The sequence below is a fragment of the Chitinimonas sp. JJ19 genome, assembly GCF_036961565.1.
Lineage (GTDB): Bacteria > Pseudomonadota > Gammaproteobacteria > Burkholderiales > Chitinimonadaceae > Chitinimonas.
On sequence record NZ_JBAMDD010000002.1, the window covers coordinates 100,726 to 115,490 of the forward strand.

Annotated in this window: 17 protein-coding genes; 2 read left to right on the forward strand and 15 right to left on the reverse strand. The window is 60.6% G+C overall.

Annotation, left to right across the window (positions count from 1 at the left end):
* Positions 1-2 precede the first annotated feature (2 nt).
* Positions 3-572, reverse strand: coding sequence for an SCO family protein (locus V7714_RS02860; RefSeq protein WP_335387950.1), 570 nt, complete (start codon positions 570-572; stop codon positions 3-5).
* Positions 569-1,252: an SURF1 family protein gene (locus V7714_RS02865; RefSeq protein WP_335387952.1), complete on the reverse strand. Its 684-nt coding sequence runs from the start codon at positions 1,250-1,252 to the stop codon at positions 569-571. The genes V7714_RS02860 and V7714_RS02865 overlap by 4 nt, the downstream gene beginning before the upstream one ends.
* Positions 1,253-1,341: 89 nt before the next feature.
* On the opposite strand from V7714_RS02865, the gene V7714_RS02870 reads away from it, so the two are divergent.
* Positions 1,342-1,542, forward strand: a complete 201-nt coding sequence (locus V7714_RS02870) for a twin transmembrane helix small protein (protein WP_284194646.1) — start codon at positions 1,342-1,344, stop codon at positions 1,540-1,542.
* Positions 1,543-1,645: 103 nt separating this feature from the next.
* Here V7714_RS02870 and V7714_RS02875 read toward each other — a convergent pair whose 3' ends face one another.
* The 11 genes from V7714_RS02875 to yajC all read right to left on the reverse strand — a co-directional run bounded on the left by V7714_RS02875 (position 1,646) and on the right by yajC (position 11,920).
* Positions 1,646-2,500, reverse strand: a complete 855-nt coding sequence (locus V7714_RS02875; RefSeq protein WP_335387954.1) for a cytochrome c oxidase subunit 3 — start codon at positions 2,498-2,500, stop codon at positions 1,646-1,648.
* A 36-nt stretch (positions 2,501-2,536) separates the two neighbouring features.
* A complete protein-coding gene (locus V7714_RS02880) occupies positions 2,537-2,746 on the reverse strand; it encodes a DUF2970 domain-containing protein (RefSeq protein WP_335387956.1) in 210 nt (69 codons plus the stop codon).
* Between the two features lie 2 nt (positions 2,747-2,748).
* Positions 2,749-3,288: a cytochrome c oxidase assembly protein gene (locus tag V7714_RS02885; protein ID WP_284194649.1), complete on the reverse strand. Its 540-nt coding sequence runs from the start codon at positions 3,286-3,288 to the stop codon at positions 2,749-2,751.
* A gap of 110 nt (positions 3,289-3,398) precedes the next feature.
* Entirely contained in the window at positions 3,399-5,033 is a 1,635-nt protein-coding gene (gene ctaD / locus V7714_RS02890) for a cytochrome c oxidase subunit I (protein ID WP_284194650.1), read from the reverse strand.
* A gap of 26 nt (positions 5,034-5,059) precedes the next feature.
* The gene (gene coxB, locus V7714_RS02895) at positions 5,060-6,181 is read right to left on the reverse strand and encodes a cytochrome c oxidase subunit II (protein WP_335387959.1); all 1,122 of its coding nucleotides are present in this window, start codon (positions 6,179-6,181) and stop codon (positions 5,060-5,062) included.
* 177 nt (positions 6,182-6,358) lie between these two features.
* Positions 6,359-7,054 (reverse strand): dethiobiotin synthase, encoded by a 696-nt coding sequence (bioD, locus tag V7714_RS02900; protein WP_335387963.1) that lies wholly within the window; start codon positions 7,052-7,054, stop codon positions 6,359-6,361.
* 7 nt (positions 7,055-7,061) lie between these two features.
* On the reverse strand, positions 7,062-7,937 hold the full coding sequence (gene bioC / locus V7714_RS02905) for a malonyl-ACP O-methyltransferase BioC (protein ID WP_335387965.1): 876 nt from the start codon (positions 7,935-7,937) through the stop codon (positions 7,062-7,064).
* Positions 7,938-7,959: 22 nt separating this feature from the next.
* Complete coding sequence (locus V7714_RS02910; protein ID WP_335387967.1) at positions 7,960-8,598, reverse strand: DedA family protein; 639 nt, start codon at positions 8,596-8,598, stop codon at positions 7,960-7,962.
* 139 nt (positions 8,599-8,737) lie between these two features.
* Positions 8,738-9,685 carry a protein translocase subunit SecF gene (gene secF / locus V7714_RS02915; protein WP_335708642.1) on the reverse strand — a complete coding sequence of 316 codons (948 nt, stop codon included), beginning with the start codon at positions 9,683-9,685 and terminating at the stop codon, positions 8,738-8,740.
* Between the two features lie 15 nt (positions 9,686-9,700).
* Complete coding sequence (gene secD, locus V7714_RS02920; protein WP_335387970.1) at positions 9,701-11,524, reverse strand: protein translocase subunit SecD; 1,824 nt, start codon at positions 11,522-11,524, stop codon at positions 9,701-9,703.
* 69 nt (positions 11,525-11,593) lie between these two features.
* Positions 11,594-11,920, reverse strand: coding sequence for a preprotein translocase subunit YajC (gene yajC / locus V7714_RS02925; RefSeq protein WP_284194656.1), 327 nt, complete (start codon positions 11,918-11,920; stop codon positions 11,594-11,596).
* A gap of 191 nt (positions 11,921-12,111) precedes the next feature.
* Here yajC and V7714_RS02930 point away from each other — a divergent pair, with 191 nt between their 5' ends.
* Positions 12,112-12,696, forward strand: coding sequence for a glycine zipper 2TM domain-containing protein (locus tag V7714_RS02930; RefSeq protein ID WP_335387972.1), 585 nt, complete (start codon positions 12,112-12,114; stop codon positions 12,694-12,696).
* Positions 12,697-12,750: 54 nt separating this feature from the next.
* Here the strand turns inward: V7714_RS02930 and tgt are convergent, their stop codons facing one another.
* Together tgt and V7714_RS02940 are read right to left on the reverse strand one after the other, a co-directional pair.
* Positions 12,751-13,878, reverse strand: a complete 1,128-nt coding sequence (gene tgt / locus V7714_RS02935; protein ID WP_335387974.1) for a tRNA guanosine(34) transglycosylase Tgt — start codon at positions 13,876-13,878, stop codon at positions 12,751-12,753.
* Between the two features lie 77 nt (positions 13,879-13,955).
* The gene (locus tag V7714_RS02940; RefSeq protein ID WP_290332120.1) at positions 13,956-14,762 is read right to left on the reverse strand and encodes a metallophosphoesterase; all 807 of its coding nucleotides are present in this window, start codon (positions 14,760-14,762) and stop codon (positions 13,956-13,958) included.
* Positions 14,763-14,765: the final 3 nt, after the last annotated feature.

The following is a 14,765-nucleotide window of genomic DNA, read 5'->3' on the forward strand; positions in this document are numbered from 1 at the left end:
GATCAACCCAGGTTCTCATTATTCTTCAGAAACTTGCCTACTTCCTTGATCACCCGTACCGGGTCGGCGCTACGCGGATAGCGGATCACCTGGTTGCCCAGCGGATCGATCAGGTAGTAGCCGGTGGCCACATCGCCCTGCAGGGGAATCACCTCCAGCGCGCGCGCAGTACGGGCGCCATCGGCGGCGGCCAGGGCCTGCTTTGACGGCACGGCGGCATCGGTCACCAGCCACAGTCGTTCTACCCTGTCCATGAACTTGCCTTGCGCCATGCGTATCTGGCGCAGGGCATGCAGATCTTTCTGGCAGGCTTGCTGGCAGTCGCCGCTGGCCGCCATGACCAACACCCAGCGCCCCTTCAGATCAGCCAGTGATGCTGGCTTGCCGTCCAGCCCAGCTTGCCGGAACGCCGGCACCGGGCCGACCTTGAGCAACTCGCCGTAGGTCTTGCCGCCCTCGGGCCGCCAGACGTAATAAGCCAGGTAGGAAGCCAGCACCGGTGCGATGGTGATAGCGATCAGGGCAAACAATATCCAACGGCCGTTGCGCTTGGGTTGTGTGGCAGCATTCATGTGTTACGGCGCTTCCAGTGCAAGATAAAAAACAGAACGACGGCCAGGGCCGCAAACAGAAACCACTGGCCTGCATAGGCGTAGTGCTTCTCCACGCCAAAATCCACGGCTGGCCAGTCGCGCGCCAGCGCGTCACTCTCACCTAATTGCTGCGCCAGCGCTGGCACCACCGATGCCGACACCAGCTTGCGGTAACGTGCCCAGTCCAGATTCTGCCAGACCACGCCACCGGCCTGATCCGCCGCCAGCTCCACATACTGCTGCTGGGGCGGCTGCAGGCGTATCTGCAACACCACAGGCCCGGCCGGTAGCGGTACCTGTGGCTGTACCCCTGGCACCTTGGGCAGCCAGCCCCGGTTGACCAGCAACAGGCGGCCATCCGCCAATTGCAGCGGCGCCAGGGCATGGAACCCTGCCCTGCCCTTGTGTATGCGGTTGTCCAGGAATATCTGGCCGCTGGCCAGCCACACACCTTCAACCCGATAGCGCCTTTGCCAGGCGGCATCGCCCAGCTCACCCCGCCAGGGCAGCAGTGCCAGTTGGTCCATGGCCTGCTGGCGCTCTGCCAGCGCCTGCTTGTGCTGCCCTCGCCCCAGTTGCCAGTAGCCCAGACGCACGGTCAACGCCACAAACAACAGGGTAGCGATGATGATCAGCAGGCGGGGACGACGCAAGGGCATGGCAAGAAGCAGACGGGGATGGCGATAGGGTTGGATACCGAGGGGAGACTGGGCATACACTCGGGTTTTTCCCGCTGACGCCCTACATCATGAAAATCATTGTCGTGCTGATGATACTTGGCATCCTGTTTGCACTGGGTAGTGCCATGTTCTCGCTGATACGCAGCAAGGACAGCTCCAAACGTACCGTCAAGGCACTGACCCTGCGCATTAGCCTGTCGGTCGCCCTGTTCCTGTTCCTGATGCTGTCCTACCGGCTGGGCTGGATACAGCCACACGGCGTGTACTGAGCCAATCGGCGCCGCCAGGCAAAACTGGTTGGCGCTGCAGCCGGCCTTTACAAACAAAATGGTGCAGCCTGCGCTGCACCATTTTTACGCCTTGCGGCAGGCCTTACAACCAGTACACGAATACAAACAGTATCAGCCACACCACATCCACGAAGTGCCAGTACCAGGCGGCGGCTTCGAAGGCGAAGTGGTGCTCGGCAGTGAAGTGGCCCTTGACCGAGCGGAAATACATGACGGCCAGCATCAGCGCGCCGATGAACACATGCATGCCGTGGAAGCCCGTCATCATGTAGAACGAGGCGCCATACACACCAGATGCCATCGTCAGGCCCAGATCGCCCCAGGCGTGGGCGTATTCATAGACCTGCAGGCCCAGGAACAAGGCACCCAGCAATACGGTGAGCAGCAGGCCCAGCTTGAGCTGGCCACGCTTGTTTTCCATCATGCCCCAGTGCGCCCAGGTGAGGGTCACGCCGGAGGTCAGCAGGATCAGGGTGTTCCAGGCCGGCAAGCCCCATGGGCCCATCACCTGGTAGGGTTCGGTGCCATTGGGCGCGACAGACATGGGCCACATGGCCTTGAAATCGGGCCACAGTATCTTGTGTTCCATATTGCCCAGCTCGGGCACCGAGATACTGCGCAGGTAGTAGAGGGTGCCGAAGAAGGCGGCGAAGAACATCACCTCAGAGAAGATGAACCAGCCCATGCCCCAGCGGAAGGAAATATCCACCCGCTTGGAGTAGACGCCACCTTCGGACTCACGGATCACATCACCAAACCAGCCGAACAGCATCCACAGCAGGATGGCGACGCCGATGGAAAGGGGCACCCAGGAAAACGGCACCGAGTTGACCAGCAAGGAGGCGCCCAGGCCGATGCCGAACAGCGCGACGGCGCCCTTGAATGGCCACCAGGACGGTGCGGGTACGTAATAATCAGGCTGCTGCGTTGTTGCCATGTTGTCTGCTCCCTTTTCGGTCTTGCGTGTCCGCCGCTACTGCGCCGGCACGATGCTTTTTACCAGGATGATCAGGCCGGCGATCAAGACCGCGGCACAGATCAGTGCGGCCAGAATGATCTGGACCGGCTTGAGTTTCTGCAGATCTTCCTTGGAATCCTTGCCTCGCCGTATGCCGGTAAAGGCAGCCAGCACGGCGCCTACGGCGCGCAGGGGATTCAGGCTGGACTTCTCTTGCTCACGCATATTCAGGCTGCCGGTTGGGCCGTGCCGGCCACTTCAAAGAAGCTGTACGACAGGGTGATGGTATGGATGTCCTCAGGCAGGCTGGGATCAATCACGAACACCACCGGCATGCGGCGCTTCTCACCGGCCGCAAATTGCTGCTTGCTGAAGCAGAAGCACTCCAGCTTGTTGAAGTATTCACCGGCCCGCTTGGGGCCATAGCTGGGTATGGCTTGCGCCACGATGGGACGGGGTCCGTTGTTCTCGATATCGTAGACCACCTGCACCATCTGGCCCGGATGCACCTGCAGCTTGCGCTGCTCCGGCGCAAAGCGCCAGGGCAGGTCGGCCCGCAGGTTGGCATCCAGTTCCACCGTCACCGTCCGGCTGGCCACCACCTGGGTGTTTTCCACCTTGTCGGGGCGCAACAGGTTGTTGATGCCAGTGGCTTCGCAGATCTGGTCATAGAACGGCACCAGCGCAAAACCAAAGCCGAACATGCCAACCGCAATCACGATCAGCTTGGCCATCAATCGGCGGTTATCGGACTGCAGCGTATCCATCAACAGGCCTTATTGACCAAACAACCAAAAACGGGCGGCAAAGCCGAGGCATAGCACCACCGCAACGCTAGCCAGCACCACGGCGGTACGCAGGTTCTTGCCAGCCATGCTTAGTGCAACTGCTGCTGGGCGGCGAGCTTGTCCACCAGCTCACGCGACGGCGGTTGCTCCCAGGTGTGGAACGGCGCCGGCGAGGGCACTTCCCACTCCAGGGTATTACCACCTTCCCAGGGCTTGGCCGGTGCAGGGCCGGCACCACCGCGGATGGTGGGCAGCAGCACAGCGAACAGGAAGTAAATCTGGGCGATACCGAAAGCAAAGGCGCCAACCGAGGCCAGGGCATTGAATTCAGTGAACTGCACGGCATAGTCGGGGATACGACGCGGCATGCCAGCCAGACCCAGGAAGTGCATGGGGAAGAAGGTCACGTTGAAGGCGATCATCGACCACCAGAAGTGAATCTTGCCGCGGGTTTCGGAGTACATGAAGCCGGTCCACTTGGGCAACCAGTAGTACACGGCGGCGAACAGCGAGAACAGCGCACCAGCCACCAGCACATAGTGGAAGTGGGCTACCACGTAGTAGGTGTCATGCAGCTGGATATCCACAGCGGCAATCGACAGCACCACGCCGGAGAAGCCGCCCATGGTGAACAGGCAGACAAAGCCGATGGCAAACAGCATGGGGGTCTCGAATGTCATCGAGCCCTTCCACATGGTGGCGATCCAGTTGAACACCTTCACACCGGTAGGCACCGCAATCAGGGTGGTGGCATACATGAAGAACAGCTGGGCCGTTACCGGCATACCCACCGAATACATGTGGTGCGCCCACACCATGAACGACAGGATGGCGATGGACGAGGTGGCGTACACCATGGAGTGGTAGCCGAACAGGGTCTTGCGGGCGAAGGTGGGGATCACCTGGCTGACCACGCCGAATGCGGGCAGCGCCATGATGTACACCTCGGGGTGGCCGAAGAACCAGAAGATATGCTGGTACAGCACCGGATCGCCACCACCGGCAGCATTGAAGAAGCTGGTGCCAAAGTGACGATCAGTCAGCACCATGGTCACAGCGCCAGCCAGCACGGGCATCACGGCAATCAGCAGGTAGGCGGTGATCAGCGAGGTCCACACGAACATCGGCATCTTCATCATGGTCATGCCGGGGGCACGCATATTGAGGATGGTGGTGATGATGTTGATCGCGCCCATGATGGACGAGATACCCATGATGTGGATGGCGAAGATGGTCAGGTCCATGCCCATGCCCATCTGTGTGGACAGCGGGGCATACAGGGTCCAGCCGGCGGCAGCAGCACCGCCAGGCACGGCAAAGCTGATCATCAGCAACAAGGCCGCCGGTGGCAACAGCCAGAACGACCAGTTGTTCATGCGGGCGAACGCCATGTCGGGCGCGCCTATCATGAGCGGAATCATCCAGTTAGCCAGGCCGGTAAAGGCCGGCATGATGGCGCCGAACACCATGATCAGGCCATGCAGGGTGGTGAACTGGTTGAACAGCTCAGGCCGGACGAACTGCAGGCCGGGGCTGAACAGTTCGGCCCGGATGCAGAGCGCCATCACGCCACCTGTAAGGAACATGATGAAGGCAAACCACATGTACAGCGTGCCGATGTCCTTGTGGTTGGTCGCAGCCAGCCAGCGGGTCAGGCCATGTGGATGGTGATCGTGGTGATCATCGCCGTGGGCGTGATCAGGCGTGTGAACGGTAGTGGTCATATTCTTGTCCTCGCTCTGTGCTGCCGTCACATGCTACGGGCGGCTTTGATCTCGGCAGGCTGGATCAGCTCACCGGTCTTGTTGCCCCAGCTATTGCGGGTAAAGGTAATCGCCGCAGCGATTTCGGTATCGGACAGGGTCTTTTCCCATGCCGGCATGGCGCCCTTGCCCTTCAGCAGCAGATGCACCTGATCAGCCTTGGGGCCCACCACCATCTTGGAGCCATCCAACGCCGGGAAGGCACCCTGGCCCTTGCCGTTGGCCTGGTGGCAGACGGCACAGTTGCTGTCGTAGACCTTCTGGCCGCGCGCCACCATCTCAGGCAGCGTCCAGACCTTGTTCGGATCGTCCTGGCTGGCGGCCATCAGCTTCTTCTGCTCGCCCACCCAGGCATCGTATTTCTCTTGCGAAACCACGTTCACCACGATGGGCATGAAGCCATGGTCCTTGCCACACAGCTCTACGCACTGACCACGGTACACGCCTTCTTTCTCGGCCTTGAACCAGGTGTCACGTATATAGCCGGGGATGGCATCCTGCTTGACGGCGAAAGCCGGCACCCACCAAGAGTGGATCACATCATTGGCGGTCAGCAGCAGGCGTACGCGCTTGCCCACCGGCACCACAACGGGGTTGTCCACTTCCAGCATGTAGTCGGCATTGCGTACCGGCTTCTGGCCTTCGTAGTTCTCGTATTGTTCTTGCGGCGTAGCCAGGCGGCTGTGGAAGCTGATGCCCTCGTCGAGGTAGTCATAGCCCCACTTCCACTGATAGCCGGTGACCTTGATGGTCATATCGGCACCACGGGTGTCCTTCTGGGCAATGATGACCTTGGTGGCAGGCCAGGCCATGGCCACCAGGATCAGCGCCGGGATAATGGTCCAGACGATTTCCACCGTGGTGCTTTCGTGGAAATTGGCGGCCTTGTGGCCCGCTGCCTTACGGTGCTTGAAGATGGAGTAGAACATCGCTCCAAATACCACCACGAAGATGACCGAGCAGATCACCAACAGGAAGGTATGGAGGTCATAAACCTCTTCACCGAGTTTGGTAACAGGTGTCTGCAGATTGAGCTTGTAGTCTGCCAAGGCAGATAGGCTGGTGCCGAGCGCCAGCGCTGCAAACGACCAGGATGCGCGTTTTTTCATGTTGTCCCCATGACGGAACGCCCACGGATGCAGGCGTCTTTTCCCTCTGCGCCGGTGTTCCGGCGTCGTGTCTGTTTCGCGACATGTCTTGATGACGATCAAGGCATGTGGCAAAAAGTCGCACGTATGCTAGCAGAGCTGTCGGGGCGGCTCAACGGCAGTTCAGGGCCGAAGTCCTTATTTGATAAGCATTTTGAGCTCAAATCCGAGCATTTGCTCTTGATTCGACTCGGCTTTTTGCCCGGCAGAGAAATTAGGGATCACCCCAAGGCAGGGGGCCGCAATGTGTTGCGTTAAATAGGCAAGATTGTCTTCGCGCGCACGCATGGCCGGATCCACACAGTTGGCCACCCAGCCCGCCATGGGCAAGCCGCGCGCCGCAATGGCCGCCACTGTCAGCATGGCGTGGTTCAGGCAACCCAGCCGCAGGCCCACCACCAGGATCACAGGCAGCCCCAGCCTGACGGCCAGGTCTGCCATGGTATGGTTGTCGTCCAGCGGCGCCAGCCAGCCCCCGGCCCCTTCCACCAGCACCAGCTCAGCCTGTCTTTGCAGTTGCTGGTAGCGTGCCTGTATCAGGCCGATATCAATCGCCACGCCGGCGCCGCGTGCCGCCAGATGCGGCGAAACAGGCGGCACAAAGGCATAGGGATTGGTCAGGGTACGGGGCGCCACCACATTGCCAGCAGCCTCATGGGCCAGCACATCTTCGTTATCCAGACCACCGTGCGGCCCCGGCACGCAGCCCGAGGCGACCGGCTTCATGCCAACCGCCTGCATGCCACCCGCCACGGCAGCACGCAGCAGGAGGCAGGTGGCAACCGTCTTGCCTACCTCGGTATCGGTGCCGGTGATGAAATAGCCATGGGCCATACCAACCTCAAGTCTTGGGGCGGGGGCGGAACTCGATGACCTGACGGCCATCAGCCAGTTGCGGCTTGGGTTGCGGCTTCCAGGCGTGACCATAGACCACTTCATAAGTGGCTGGCAGCTTGCCATCACGGCGCAACTGCTCATAGGCCGCCTCGGCACGGGCAAAAGCCTGCTTGCCCATCAGGCCACGGCTACGCCCCATGGCGACATTGTGGGCGCCGATAGCTTTTAGATCGCGCATCACGCTGCGGACATCTGCGTAGGTCAGCACGATTTTTTCCATATCCATGACGGGCGCAGAAAAACCGGCATGACTCAGGGCATCGCCCAGATCGTGCATATCGATAAAACGGTTCACATGGGGCTTGTCATCCACCTGGCCAAAAGCCTGTTTCAGCTCCAGCAGGGTATCCGGCCCGAAGGTACTGAACATCAGCAAGCCCTCTGGCCGCAGCACACGATGGCACTCGCGGAATGCCGCATCGGGCTCGTTCAGCCATTGCATGGCCAGACTGCTCCATACCAGGTCTACCGAATCATTGGCCAGCGGCAGGGATTCCAGATCGGCGCACACCTGCCAGTGGCGTTTGCCGAATACCTTGCCCAACAAGCCTATCCGGCTAGCCGCCACCTTGAGCATGGCCATGGCCAGGTCCAGCTCGATCAGCCTGGCATCCGGATAGCGGCTACGCAGCTTGGGGCCGGCATAACCGGTACCGCAGCCTGCATCGAGCATCTGTGCAGGTGCCAGCTTGACCAGTTCCAGCCGCTCGAACATACGATCGGCCACTTCGCGCTGCAATACCGCCGCGCCATCATAGGTGCGCGCCGAGCGCTCAAAGGCGCGGCGCACCTGCGATTTATCGGTGTAGAAACTTTCCATGGGTACTGCCACCATCAATCCATCAGGCCCGTGCAGCCATGCGGCTATGCACCAGCTTGATCAACATGGGCAAGAGGGAGAGCACCACCACCACCACCACCATCAGCGACAGATTGTTCTTGATGAAGGGGACGTGGCCAAACTGGTAGCCCAGCGTCACCAGCGAGCCCACCCAGGCCAGGGTACCAACCACGCTGAAGAACAGGAACTTGCCATACGCCATATGCGCCATACCCGCCACAAAAGGCGCAAAGGTACGGACGATAGGCAGGAAGCGTGCCATGGCCACGGTCTTGCCGCCATGGCGCTGATAGAAGTCCTTGGTGCGCTCCAGGTAGTCGCGCCGGAATACCTTGGACGACGGGTTGCTGAACAGGCGCTCGCCAGCACTGCGGCCTATCACATAGTTGACGCTGTCACCCAGTATGGCCGCCACAATCAGGCAGCCAGCCAGCAGGAAGGGGTCCATACCGCCCTGTGCCGCCACCGCGCCCGCCACAAACAGCAAGGAATCGCCCGGCAGGAAGGGCATGACGACCAGCCCGGTCTCACAGAAGATGACCAGGAACAGGATGACGTAGATCCAGGGGCCATACTGCGACACCATCATGGCCAGAAACTGGTCCAGATGGAGAATGATGTCTATCAGGTTGAAATCCAAGGCTACATCCCGGCAGGTGAATCAGGGCCTTACCCTAGGCAAAGGCCAGCAAGCGGTCGACTACAAGCGGTAGGCTACAAATGGACAAAGCCGGCAGCACAACCCAAACCCAGGTCGTACTGCCGGCGAGCATCCCGAATCAAACGACCGCTTCTTCCTTGACCCTGACTGGCTTGACCATGCTTTCGCGGGTCAGGCCAAACAGCAGCAGCAGGGGCGAGGCCACCAGCACGGAAGAGTAGATACCAAATACGATACCAATGGTCAGCGCCATGGCGAAACCATGCAGGGCCGGGCCACCGAACAGCAGCATGGCCAGCACCATCACTTCGGTCGAGCCGTGGGTAATCACGGTACGACTCATGGTGGCAGTGATAGCGTTGTCTATCACCTCATTGATGCCCTTGCCACGCATGCCGGCCTTGCGGAAGTTTTCGCGGATACGGTCGAACACCACCACCGATTCGTTCACGGAGTAACCCAGCACCGCCAGCACCGCCGCCAGCACGGTAAGCGAGAACTCCCACTGGAAGAAGGCGAATACACCGAGAATGATCACCACGTCATGCAGGTTGGCGATGATGGCCGACACAGCAAAACGCCACTCGAAGCGTATACCCAAGTAGATGATGATGCCGACGCACACCAGGGCCAGGGCAGTCAGGCCATGGGTCACCAGCTCTTCGCCCACCGACGGACCAACGAACTCCACCTTGCGGCTCTCGACCTTGGCATCGGTCTTGCGCAGCTCGGCCATCACCGTCTCGGACAACTTGGCGCTGGTGATATTGCTGACATTGGGCAGACGTATCATTACGTCACGCGGGCTGCCCAAGAGTTGCACCTGGATTTCCTGGTGCTTGCCACTGAGGTTGAGGGCCTCGACCGTATGCCGCACCTGGTTAGGGTCGGCCGGCTGGCTGTAGCGCACCTCCAGTACCGTACCGCCGGTGAACTCGATACTGAGATTGAGCCCCTTGTAGAACAGGAAGAACACCGCGAGCAGGAAGGTGGCGAGCGAGATGGTCGTCGTCAGCCGCCCATAGCTCATGAACGGTATGTCTTTTTTAAGGTGGAACATTTCCAACATGATCTTGCTTCCTTATACAGCCAGCGACGTGACCTTGCGGCGGTAGCCGTAGATCAGGTTGACGAGAGCGCGCGACACCACCACGGCAGAGAACATCGAGGTGATGATGCCCAGGCAATGCACCACAGCAAAGCCACGCACCGCGCCCGAACCAAAGATCAACAGCGCCACACCGGCAATCAGGGTGGTGATGTTGGAATCCAGGATGGTGGCCCAGGCATGCTCGTAACCGGCCTTGATGGCCGTTTGCGGTGGCACGCCAGCCCGCACCTCTTCCCGTATGCGCTCATTGATCAGCACGTTGGAGTCAATCGCCATACCCAGGGTCAGCGCAATGGCGGCAATGCCTGGCAGGGTCAGGGTAGTGCTCAGCACCGACAGCAGCGCGATCAGGAACACCAGGTTGGCTCCCAGGGCCAGCGAAGCGGTCACGCCGAACATGCGGTAGTAGATGATCATGAACAGGACCACAGCACCAAAGCCGTAGAACATCGAGTTGAAACCCTTCTCGATATTCTCCTTACCCAGGCTAGGGCCTATGGTGCGCTCTTCCACCACTTCCATGGGAGCAGCCAGCGAACCGGCGCGCAAGAGCAGTGCAGTATCGTTGGCATCAGCCGTGGACATGGAACCGGTGATCTGCACCCGGCCACCGCCAATTTCACCGCGTATGACCGGGGCGGTCACCACCTGGCCCTTGCCCTTTTCCACCAGCACCATGGCCATGCGCTTGCCGATATTCTCGGCCGTCAGTTGGCGGAAGATATTAGCGCCCGCCGAATCCAGGCCAATATGCACGGCCGGCTGGTTCTGGTCGTCAAAGCCAGCCTGGGCATCATTGATGTTCTCACCGGTCAGCTCTACATCGGTCTTCAGCAGGATGGGGCGGTTGCCACGCGGATCCAACTCCTCCAGCAACTCGTAGCCAGCCGGCACCCTACCAGCCAGGGCTTCGGCCAGCTTGGCGCTGTCTTCCTCCACCATGCGCACTTCCAGCGTGGCGGTACGGCCGATAATGTCCTTGGCACGGGCAGTATCCTGCACGCCTGGCAACTGCACCACGATGCGATCAGCACCCTGCTGCTGGATCACGGGCTCGGTGGTGCCCAGCTCATTCACCCGATTATGCAGGGTGGCGATATTCTGTTTCACCGCATCGGATTGAATACGGCGCTGCTCCTCATCCGTCAGCGTCAGCAACAGACGGTAGCCGCCTTCACCGCTTTGCTGGGCGATCTGCACGGTAGGCAGCGAACGCTCGATCGCCTTGCGGCTCTCCTTCAAGGTCGCCTCATCGCGCAGCTGTATTTCCACCCCGGTGGCTAGGCGCTTGATGCTGCCGGCTCGTATCTTCTTGTCCTTGAGTTCACGCCGTACATCGCCGGCCACCCGCTCATAGGCCTTGTCGACTGCGGCACGCATATCCACCTGCATCAGGAAATGCACGCCACCGCGCAAGTCCAGGCCCAGCGCCATGGGCTTGGCATGCAACTGAGCCAGCCAGCCCGGGGTATTGGGCAGCAGGTTCAGGGCCACCACATAGTCGTCGCCCAGCGCCTCTTGTATGGCCGTCTTGGCCTTCAGCTGCGCCTCGGTGCCGGCAAACTTCACCTTCAGGCTATTGTTCTCGAGGAAGGCACCCTCTGGCTGGATCTTGGCTGCCTGCAGCAGCTTCTCGATCCTGTCCATCACGGCCGTATCCACCTTTACGCTGGAGCGCGTACCGGATATCTGCACAGCAGGGGTTTCGCCATAGCGATTGGGCAGGGCGTAGATCAAACCGGCCACCAGGGCGATCAGGATGATCAGGTTTTTCCAGAGGGGATAACGATTCATGGCGGGGCAACCCGTGCGGCACATGGCCGAATGAAGAGCGGGCAGCCCACAGGGCTGCCCGATTGAAACTTAGCGTTGAGCTTTGATCGTGCCTTTTTCCAGCTTGGCGGCAACAGCGCCACGCTGAATGACGATTTCCACGCCATCGGCTATTTCTATGGTCAGGTGCTGTTCGCCAGCCTTGACCACACGACCCAGGATACCGCCATTGGTGACCAGCTCATCACCCTTGCCGATGGCGTCTATCATGGCCTTTTGTTCCTTCATGCGCTTTTGCTGCGGACGTATCAGCATAAAGTAGAACAGCACGAAGATGACGGCCATGGGGGCCAATTGCAGCAACAGCGAGCTCTCAGCAGCCTGGGCCGGTGCAGCGTAAGCGGGGGAAATGAACATGGGTAAATCCCGGTAAGCATTGAAAAAACAAGCCGCGCATTCTAGCCCCCCACGGGGGCAAAATCCACCAGCGACCGATGACGATAGCGTATTAGATGATGGTCGGCGCAACAGTTCACAAGACCGGCGACTAAAATAAGCAGCAGATGCTGGTCACACCAAGCCAGCCCACCCACAAAAAGGACTCCGACATGCGCATCCTCCCCTTACTCCTGGCCTGCCTGATTGCCGCCCCTGCACTGGCCGGCGACGCCGTGGCAGAGGCTTACAACGCCGAAAAAACCCGCATCGCCGACGCTTACAAGCAAGCCGTGGCGGAATGCAAGGAACAACGCGGCCCGCAGCACAAGCAGTGTAAAAAGACGGCGGACCGCGCACGGCAAGATAGTCTCAAGATGGCCAGCCGCGAGCGCGACGCCGCACTCAAGTGCCGCAACAGTTGCGGCCTGGTCACCGAGGTGAAGCAACAGGAGCGTGATGGTGATAGCACGGGCGTAGGCGTAGTGGGCGGCGGCGTGGCCGGTGCCGTGATAGGCCGGCAGATGGCAGGTAACGATGCCAGCAGCTCCACCAAGAACGTCGCCACCGCCATCGGCGCTGTAGGCGGTGCCCTGCTGGGCAAGAAGATCGAGGAGAAGGCCCGTCGCCACAAGGTCTGGCAGGTGAGCTTCCGGCTGTACAACGGCGAGGTGGCCCATGCCGAGTTCAACGAAGACCCCGGCATGCAACCCGGCGACAAGGTGGCCGTCAAGGACGGCAAGCTGATGAAGCGCTGATCAGGCCAAGCACGAGCAGGAGGTGGCGGCTAGCCCCAGCGCCCCTTCCCTGGGTCAGTCCACACCGCGCCCACGTTCGGCATGGAACTGCGCCACAAACTCGGCAAACTGACCGGCCTCGATGGCCGCACGCATTTGCGCCATCAGCCACTGGTAGTAGTAGAGGTTGTGGATGGTATTGAGCCGCGCACCCAGTATCTCGCCCGTACGGAACAAATGGTGCAGGTAGGACCGGCTGAAGTTACGGCAGGCGTAGCAGCCACAGCTTTCATCGAGCGGCCGCACATCGTCCTTGTAACGCGCATTCTTGACCTTGACATCGCCCCAGCGGGTAAATAGCCAACCGTTACGGGCATTGCGGGTAGGCATGACGCAGTCGAACATGTCTATGCCCTGCGACACCCCGAAGACCAGATCCTCCGGCGTACCCACCCCCATCAGGTAACGGGGCTTGTGGGCTGGCAGCCTGGGGGCGGTATGCGCCAGGATGCGGGCAAAATCCTCCTTGGGCTCGCCCACGCTCAGCCCACCTATGGCAAAGCCGTGGAAGCCTATCTCCTCCAGCCCCGCCAGGCTTTCTTCGCGCAAGCGCTCATGCATGCCACCCTGCACGATGCCGAACAAGGCATTGGGGTTCTGCAGGCGCTCGAACTCTTCTTTGGAACGTCTCGCCCAGCGAGCCGACATGCGCATGGAGGCGGCGGCCGTCTTCTCATCGGCCGGATAGGGCGTGCACTCGTCAAAGATCATGACGATATCGGAGTTGAGCACATCCTGTATCTGCATCGACACCTCGGGCGTCAGGAACAGCCTGTCGCCATTGACCGGCGACTGGAACTTGACCCCCTCCTCGCTGATCTTGCGCAAGGCACCCAGGCTGAACACCTGGAAGCCACCCGAATCCGTCAGGATGGGCTTGTCCCAGCCCATGAAGCGATGCAGGCCCTCGTGCTTGGCGATCACCTCCAGACCCGGCCGTAGCCAGAGGTGGAAGGTATTGCCCAGCACAATCTGCGCACCTATCTCGTCCAGCTCATTGGGCGCCATGGCCTTGACCGTGCCATAGGTCCCCACGGGCATGAAGACAGGCGTCTCCACCACCCCATGGTTGAGTTCCACGCTACCGCGGCGGGCGCCGTGGCTGGTGGTCTTGAGGGTAAAGCTCAGGCCGTTGTCCGGCATGGTATGACTCCTTGCACCACCGGGTACACAGCCCGGCGCGCGTCAGTGTTAGCAAAACAGGAAACCGCGAGCCATGCTCAGCGGGTATAGAAGATAGGGTTGCCGCCGTTGTGCTCGGCCATGGTCAGGCGCATCGGCGCGCCGCTGTCAACCCGATTGACATCCACATTGCCCTCATAGCCCGAACCGGTATCGATATGGCAATGCGACTGATGGATGACCGGATAGGGTACCGGGTTATGGCCGCAATAGGTCAGCGACAGCCCCTCCCGCCAACTGGGGCCACGGTGTTCCAGCGCCGCCACGGCAGCCTCATCCGCCAGGTTGCGGCTCCAGATCAACCGCTCCACCGCCTTGTCGTCGGCACTGTCGAGCTTGGCATCCAGATCCGCATCGCGGTACAGCGACATATCGGCCGGCGATTGCAGCAAGGCGGCATGCACCACATTGAATCGCTCGGAGGTGCCCGGCCCCACCACCAGCACATGCGGCAAGCGCTCCACCACCCGTGCGGCAGACTGCAGGGCCGGGTCACGCTTGAGTATGGAGCCCAGCGCCCAGCCGCCACCATTCGCCACCGACAAGGCGATGGCAGCATCGTCGCCGGTCAGGGCATTGAGCAGCATCTGCTCATGATTGCCCAGCACGCAATAGAACCAGGGCTGGGCCAGCAGCTTGAGGCAGCCCATGGCATCCGGCCCCCTATCCACCAGATCGCCAGTGGCGAACAATCTGTCGCCCCTATCCGGATTGAAACCCGAGAGCACCAGCAACACCTCCAGATCCCGCCGGCAGCCATGCAGATCGCCCACGACAAAATCGCGACCTTTTTCGTTGCGCGGCAAGAAGGCGACGCGTGGCGTCACAGGGGCGGTATCGGGCATGAC

Coding starts and splice junctions, on each gene's coding strand:
- V7714_RS02860 (WP_335387950.1), bottom strand. CDS start 572: ATGAATGCTGCCACACAACCCAAGCGCAACGGCCGTTGGATATTGTTT.
- V7714_RS02865 (WP_335387952.1), bottom strand. CDS start 1,252: ATGCCCTTGCGTCGTCCCCGCCTGCTGATCATCATCGCTACCCTGTTG.
- V7714_RS02870 (WP_284194646.1), top strand. CDS start 1,342: ATGAAAATCATTGTCGTGCTGATGATACTTGGCATCCTGTTTGCACTG.
- V7714_RS02875 (WP_335387954.1), bottom strand. CDS start 2,500: ATGGCAACAACGCAGCAGCCTGATTATTACGTACCCGCACCGTCCTGG.
- V7714_RS02880 (WP_335387956.1), bottom strand. CDS start 2,746: ATGCGTGAGCAAGAGAAGTCCAGCCTGAATCCCCTGCGCGCCGTAGGC.
- V7714_RS02885 (WP_284194649.1), bottom strand. CDS start 3,288: ATGGATACGCTGCAGTCCGATAACCGCCGATTGATGGCCAAGCTGATC.
- ctaD (WP_284194650.1), bottom strand. CDS start 5,033: ATGACCACTACCGTTCACACGCCTGATCACGCCCACGGCGATGATCAC.
- coxB (WP_335387959.1), bottom strand. CDS start 6,181: ATGAAAAAACGCGCATCCTGGTCGTTTGCAGCGCTGGCGCTCGGCACC.
- bioD (WP_335387963.1), bottom strand. CDS start 7,054: ATGGCCCATGGCTATTTCATCACCGGCACCGATACCGAGGTAGGCAAG.
- bioC (WP_335387965.1), bottom strand. CDS start 7,937: ATGGAAAGTTTCTACACCGATAAATCGCAGGTGCGCCGCGCCTTTGAG.
- secD (WP_335387970.1), bottom strand. CDS start 11,524: ATGAATCGTTATCCCCTCTGGAAAAACCTGATCATCCTGATCGCCCTG.
- yajC (WP_284194656.1), bottom strand. CDS start 11,920: ATGTTCATTTCCCCCGCTTACGCTGCACCGGCCCAGGCTGCTGAGAGC.
- V7714_RS02930 (WP_335387972.1), top strand. CDS start 12,112: ATGCGCATCCTCCCCTTACTCCTGGCCTGCCTGATTGCCGCCCCTGCA.
- tgt (WP_335387974.1), bottom strand. CDS start 13,878: ATGCCGGACAACGGCCTGAGCTTTACCCTCAAGACCACCAGCCACGGC.
- V7714_RS02940 (WP_290332120.1), bottom strand. CDS start 14,762: ATGCCCGATACCGCCCCTGTGACGCCACGCGTCGCCTTCTTGCCGCGC.